General features: G+C 66.8%; 4 protein-coding genes. 3 read left to right on the top strand and 1 reads right to left on the bottom strand.

What is annotated here, in order from left to right; all coding sequences use genetic code 11:
- On the top strand, positions 1-2,871 hold a 2,871-nt coding region (gene ileS, locus Q4C89_RS03080; RefSeq protein ID WP_303101138.1), incomplete at its 5' end, for an isoleucine--tRNA ligase.
- A 63-nt stretch (positions 2,872-2,934) separates the two neighbouring features.
- On the opposite strand, the gene Q4C89_RS03075 is transcribed toward ileS, so the two are convergent.
- The gene (locus Q4C89_RS03075; RefSeq protein WP_303101137.1) at positions 2,935-4,638 is read right to left on the bottom strand and encodes a dynamin family protein; all 1,704 of its coding nucleotides are present in this window, start codon (positions 4,636-4,638) and stop codon (positions 2,935-2,937) included.
- A gap of 49 nt (positions 4,639-4,687) precedes the next feature.
- Here Q4C89_RS03075 and Q4C89_RS03070 point away from each other — a divergent pair, with 49 nt between their 5' ends.
- Together Q4C89_RS03070 and Q4C89_RS03065 are read left to right on the top strand one after the other, a co-directional pair.
- Positions 4,688-5,701 (top strand): Gfo/Idh/MocA family protein, encoded by a 1,014-nt coding sequence (locus Q4C89_RS03070; protein WP_303101136.1) that lies wholly within the window; start codon positions 4,688-4,690, stop codon positions 5,699-5,701.
- Positions 5,694-5,971: FmdE family protein (locus tag Q4C89_RS03065; RefSeq protein WP_303101135.1), on the top strand; the 278-nt coding region annotated here is incomplete at its 3' end. The genes Q4C89_RS03070 and Q4C89_RS03065, both read left to right, overlap by 8 nt.

The raw sequence follows: 5,971 nt of genomic DNA, 5'->3' as shown, positions 1-5,971 counted from the left end.
TCGGTCTGGGAAACCATTCAGGACTGGAACGAACTGACCGAGCGCATGGGCTACTGGCTGGACCTGGACGACCCGTATGTGACCTACCACAACGAGTATGTGGAATCGGTCTGGAATCTGCTGAAGCGCCTACATGAAAAGGGCCTCGTGGCGCAGGACTACAAGGTGGTGCCGCTCTCGCCACGCATCTCCTCTACCCTGTCGCGGGCCGAACTGGGCGAGGTGGACTCTTACCGCATGGTGGACGACCCCAGCGTGTATGTCCGCTTGCCCATCATCTGGGACACGCTGCCCGAACGCGCCCACGCCGCGCTGAGTGCCCTGACCCCGGAGCAGCGCGAGGGCCTGAGCCTGCTGGTTTGGACGACCACCCCCTGGACGCTGCCGAGCAACACCCTCGCTGCCGTGAATCCCGAACTGGACTATGTGGTGGCGGACAGCCCCAGCGGGCGCATCATCGTGGCAGCGGGCGCGGTGGAACGCCTCTCCGCGCTGCACAAGGACGCCGCGCCGCTGGACGTGCTGGCGACCCTGAAAGGCCGTGACCTGGAATGGGTGGAATACGAGCCGCCTTTCCCCGAGGTCGCCCCCGAACTGGGCGTGGTGAAGGAACTCCACGAGCGGCGCGACGGCAAGCCCGTGCTGCATTTCGTGGTGATGGCGGACTTCGTGAGCGACGTGGACGGCTCGGGCGTGGCCCACGAAGCCCCCGCTTACGGCGCGGAAGACTTGGAGGTGGCGCGAGCTTACGGCGCTCCGCTGATGTTCGGGGTGGACGACCACGGCATCCTGCAAGTCACCCACGAGCGCGGCAAATTCTTCAAGGGTGCCGACAAGGGTCTGATTGCCGACCTGAAGGCGCGGGGCCTGATGTTCTGGGCGGGCACCCTGAAGCACAGATACCCCTTCCATGACCGCACGGGCGACCCCATCCTCTATTTCGCCAAGAAGGGCTGGTACATCCGCACGTCGCAGGTGGCGGACGACATGCTGGCCCAGAACGAAAAAATCAACTGGGTGCCGGGGAACATCAAGCACGGGCGCTTCGGCAACTGGCTGGAAGGCAACGTGGACTGGGCCATCTCCCGCGAGCGCTACTGGGGCACGCCGCTGCCCTTCTGGATGAGCGAGGACGGCGACCTGAAAGTGGTGGGCAGCGTGGCGGAACTCTCCGAACTGTCGGGGCGCGACCTGAGCGAACTGGACCTGCACCGCCCCTACATCGACGACATCACCTTTACTCTGGACGGCAAGGAGTACCGCCGCATTCCTGAAGTGCTGGACGTATGGTTCGACTCGGGGTCTATGCCCTACGCCCAGTGGGGCCTGCTGCTGAACGAACAGGGCGAAGCGGTGCGCGGCGCGGAGCAGTTCGAGAAGCACTACCCCGCCGACTACATCTGCGAGGCGATTGACCAGACGCGTGGCTGGTTCTACTCGCTGCACGCCATCTCCACCATGCTGTACGACCAGCCCGCCTACAAGAACGTGATTTGCCTGGGGCACATCGTGGACGAAAAGGGCCTGAAGATGTCCAAGAGCAAGGGCAACGTGGTGGAGCCGCTGCCTGTCTTCGACAAGTACGGGGCCGACTCGGTGCGCTGGTACATGTTCATGGCGTCCGACCCCGGCGACCAGAAGCGCTTCTCCGAGCGGCTGGTGGCGGAGGCGCAGCGCAGCTATGTCAACACCCTGTGGAACGTGTACTCGTTCTTCGTGCTGTACGCCAACCTTGACCAGCCTGACCTGAAGGCCGCGCCCGCTGTCGCCGAGCGCCCCGAAATGGACAGGTGGCTGCTGGCCCGCCTGGAAGAAACCGTGCAAGGCGTCACCGACGCGCTGGAAGCCTACGACGCACGCGGCGGCGGACGCGCTCTGGAACGCTTCGTGGACGACTTGAGCAACTGGTATGTGCGCCGCAGCCGCAGCCGCTTCTGGGGCGAGGGGGGCAACGTGGACACTGCTGCCTATGCCACGCTGCACGAGGCGCTGCTGGTGGTGTCGCAACTGACCGCGCCGTTTACGCCGTTCCTGGCGGACGCGCTATACCGCAACCTCTCGGGGCAGGATTCCTCGGTTCACCTGACCGAGTGGCCCCAGGTCCGCGCCGAGCGTCTGGACAGCAAACTCACCGCAGATATGGCCGCCGTAATGAAGGTCGTGGAACTGGGCCGCGCCGTGCGTGGGGCGCACAACCTCAAGACCCGTCAACCGCTGGCGGGCGTGCAGGTGCGGGCGGCTTCTCCTGCCGCGCTGGAGGCCCTCAAGCGTTCGCAAGAGCAAATCATGGAGGAACTGAACGTCAAGTCGGTGACGTTCCTGGAGGGTGACACTGACCTGGTGCAGTACAGCCTGCGGCCCAACCTGCCCGTGGTGGGCAAGCAGTACGGCAAGCAGTTGCCGCTGCTGAAAAAAGCGCTGGCCGAGGCCGATGCCCGCGCCGTGGCCCAGGCGGTCGCGGCGGGTCAGGGCTTCAGCGTGCAGGCCGATGGCAGCAGCTTTGACCTGACGCCCGAAAGCGTGCTGGTGGACGCCAAAGCCCCCGAAGGCGTCGCCGCCGCCGAGGACGCGGGCTATCTGGTCGCCTTCGACACCGCGCTGACGCCCGAACTGCTGCGTGAAGGGCTGGCCCGTGACCTCGTGCGGGCCATTCAGGAAGCCCGCAAGTCGGCGGGGTTTGAGGTGCAAGACCGCATCCAACTTGCGCTGGACGTGCAAGGCGACATGCTGGAGGCCGCGCAGGAGTGGCGCGACTTCATCGCGGGCGAGGTGCTGGCGGTGGACGTGAGCTACGAAGCCACCGAGCAGGAAGGCAGCCACGTGGCCGAAGTGGAAGGCGGGCGCGTGATGCTGCGGCGCGTCGAAAGCTGAGCAGAGCAGAATAGAGGGAGGGGGACGGCTGATGAACCGTCCCCCTCCTCTCTTTGTCGGAATTCAGGCCGGGGTGTCGAGGCGGGCCACGTCTTGCCGCAACGCTTCCAGGCGGGCGAGCAGCTCGGCGCTGCGCTGGTCGGCCTTGCCCAGCCGCTCCTGCTGCTCCTCGGTAAAGCGGGTGTAGGGCAGGGTGGCGTCACGCAGGCGGGCGTCGGCGCGTTCCTGCTCGCGTTCGTACTCGCGCCGGACGATGCGCTCCAGAGCCTCGCGCAGTTCGGCCACCTTCTGACGGAGCTGGCGGTGGGCCTGAATGCGTTTGTTGGGCAGAACGAACAGACCCAGGCTGCCGAGGGTCAAGCCCGCCAGAATGCCCCCGGTAAAGTCGAGCGCCGTCGCGCCGATGAGGGCACCGATGCCCGCGCCGATGCCCACGCCCCCGGCCAGACCGCCAATCACGCCTTTCATGGCGTCCTCGGCATCTTGCGAAAGCTGACGGGCGAGTTCGTGCTCGGTGGTGGTCGCCAGGTGTTCGCGGGCGCTCCCGGCGATGCCTTCCAGCAAGGCCCCCCGGTCATAGGAAAAGCGGGTGCGGGCCACCTCGCTGCTGGGCTGGCGGCGAATCAGGAGGGCCTGCACGTCTTCCCAGAAGTGCATGTTGCTCTCGACAAAACGGTCAATCATGGAGCCGAACTGTCGGTCGAGCGCGTCAGGCAGCTCGGCCACCGCCTCGGTGCGGAACTGCTCTTCGAGTTCACGCGAGTTCATCAGCCCGCGCAGGTTGCCGAAGCGCAGTTTGTCGTCGATGAACTTGTCGGCCCGCAGCTCGAACTCGCTGAGCAGGCGCGAAATGCGGTTGAGCTGCCCGTCGAGTTCGCCGCGCATCGTCTCGTGGTGGCGCTCGCGCTGGCGTTCGAGGTCGCCCAGAATGTGCAGGTCTTCTTGCAAGGTCGCCTGGGCCGCCTTGGTTCTCGCCTGTTCGCCGGACAGCAGCTCGGCAGCGGTGCCCAGCGGAGACGCCAGCTTGAGCCGCGCCCGCTCGGTCTCGGACAGGCGGCTTTGCAGCACGCGGCGCAACTCCGCGAATCCGGCGTCTCCCCCGCGCTGCTCACGGCGGGCGCTGACCAGAAAGACCGGCGGGTTCAGGCCCAGCACGCCGCGTGCGCCGGTTTCCACGAAGGCCCCCACCTGCGCCACCTGTTCGGGCGTTTCGAGCAGGTCGGCCTTGTTGACCACCATCACCACGCTGCGGCCCCAGCGGGCGGCGAGGCTCAGGAACTGGCGCTCGGACTCGGTGAAGGGGCGGTCGGCACTCGTCAGAAACAGCACCAAGTCGGCGCGGGGCAAAAAGCCTTCGGTGAGCGCCTGATGCTGGCGAATGATGGCGTTGGTGCCGGGCGTATCTACCAGCGCCACGCCTTCCAGACTGGGCAGCGGATGGGTCAGGCGGCTCACGAAGGGGTCGCGGGTGGGTTCGAGTTCGCCCGCCTTTTCACCGTGTACCAACACATAAATCCGGTCTGTGGTCGGGGTGACGCCCTCGGGGAGCACCTGCGCCCCCAGCAGCGCATTGACGAAACTGCTCTTGCCCGCGTTGAACTCACCGACGACCACCAGCAGGAAGGCTTCGTCCAGCATCCGGGCGGCGGTGCGGGCATGTTCGGTCACTTCGGGCGGCGCACCCTGGCTTTCCAGAAAGGCCTGAAGGTCGCCGAGAAGCTCACGTTCGCGTGAGAGGAGCTGCTGCACAGAACCGGAAACGAGCATGGGGCGAGTCTAGAGCAGTTCTCCGGCAGCCCTCACCTAAGATGAGCGAATGACGACCTTTCGCTGGGGCATTCTGGGGGCGGCGCGAATTGCACAGGCGCTGCTTCCGGCCATTCGTGAGGCGGGCGGCGAGGTGACGGCGCTGGGCGTGCGCGACCCACACAGCGAGCGGGCCAGGGCTTTCGCACAGGCCTGGGACGTGCCGCTGGTCGGCGGCTATCAGGACGTGCTGAACGCCGACGTGGACGCCGTCTATATTCCCCTGCCCAACGACTTACATTGTCCCTGGGGACTGGCGGCGCTGGGGGCGGGCAAGCATGTCCTCATCGAAAAGCCGTTCGCCCTGAACGCCGCCGAAGCCCAGCGCCTCGCGGACGCCGCTGCGGACAGTGAGCGCACCCTGCTCGAAGCCTTCGCGCCCCGTTTTCACCCCTACATGCGCCGGATGCTGGACATCGTGCACAGGGGCGAACTCGGTGAACTCCGGGCCGTTCACGCCGCTTTCGGCTTTCGGATGACCCACCCGGACGACTTCCGCTGGAACGCGGCGCAGGGCGGCGGGGCGCTCTACGACGTGGGAACGTATGGCGTCAATCTCGCCCGACTGCTGCTCGGAGAGCCGATCTCCGCCTTCGCCCGCGCACGCTGGACGACTGGGGAGAACCCGGTGGACCTCGGCCTGAGCGGACAACTGGAATACCCCGGCACGCTGGTGACGCTGGAGTGCGGCGTGGACTGGACACAGCCGCCCACCGAGCGCGTCACCCTGGTGGGCACGGGCGGCACCCTGGACACCCGGCGCATCGCCAGCGGACGCCCCGACGAAGCGGTGGAACTGCGAATCCAGACGGAGGCGGGCGAACGCACCGAGGAGATTCCCCCCGCCAACGCCTATGCCCGCATGGTGGCTCATTTTCAGCAGGCGGCGCGGGGAGAGGGGCCGCTCCTGTATCCACCCGCCGACGCTGTAGCGCAGGCCCGTGTGCTGGACGCCCTCTACCGCTCAGCCCGAACTGGGCAGCCCGTCTCTCTCGCGGCTGGGATGGCGGGCACGGATGCCTGACCCCCTGCCCCGGCCCGAACTGCCTGCGCTGCTAGAAAAGAGCGCCGCGCTGCACGGTCACCTCTGCCCGAGACAGGTGCTCGGCGCACGCTCGGCGCTGCTGGCGGGCGAGTGGCTGGGCCTGAGTTTGCCCCGCAGCGACAAACGGGTGATGGTCTTCGTGGAAACGGACGGCTGCTACGCCGACGGCGTTTCGGTGGCGAGCGGCTGCTGGCTGGGCCGCCGCACCCTGCGCCTGATGGATTTCGGCAAGGTGGCCGCGACCTTCGT

The organism is Deinococcus sp. (assembly GCF_030523985.1).
In the GTDB taxonomy this organism is placed as follows: Bacteria; Deinococcota; Deinococci; order Deinococcales; family Deinococcaceae; genus Deinococcus.
The sequence above is the reverse complement of the archived record's forward strand: the minus strand, read 5'-3'. Positions and strand labels throughout refer to the sequence as shown.

Coding starts and splice junctions, on each gene's coding strand:
- Q4C89_RS03075 (WP_303101137.1), bottom strand. CDS start 4,638: ATGCTCGTTTCCGGTTCTGTGCAGCAGCTCCTCTCACGCGAACGTGAG.
- Q4C89_RS03070 (WP_303101136.1), top strand. CDS start 4,688: ATGACGACCTTTCGCTGGGGCATTCTGGGGGCGGCGCGAATTGCACAG.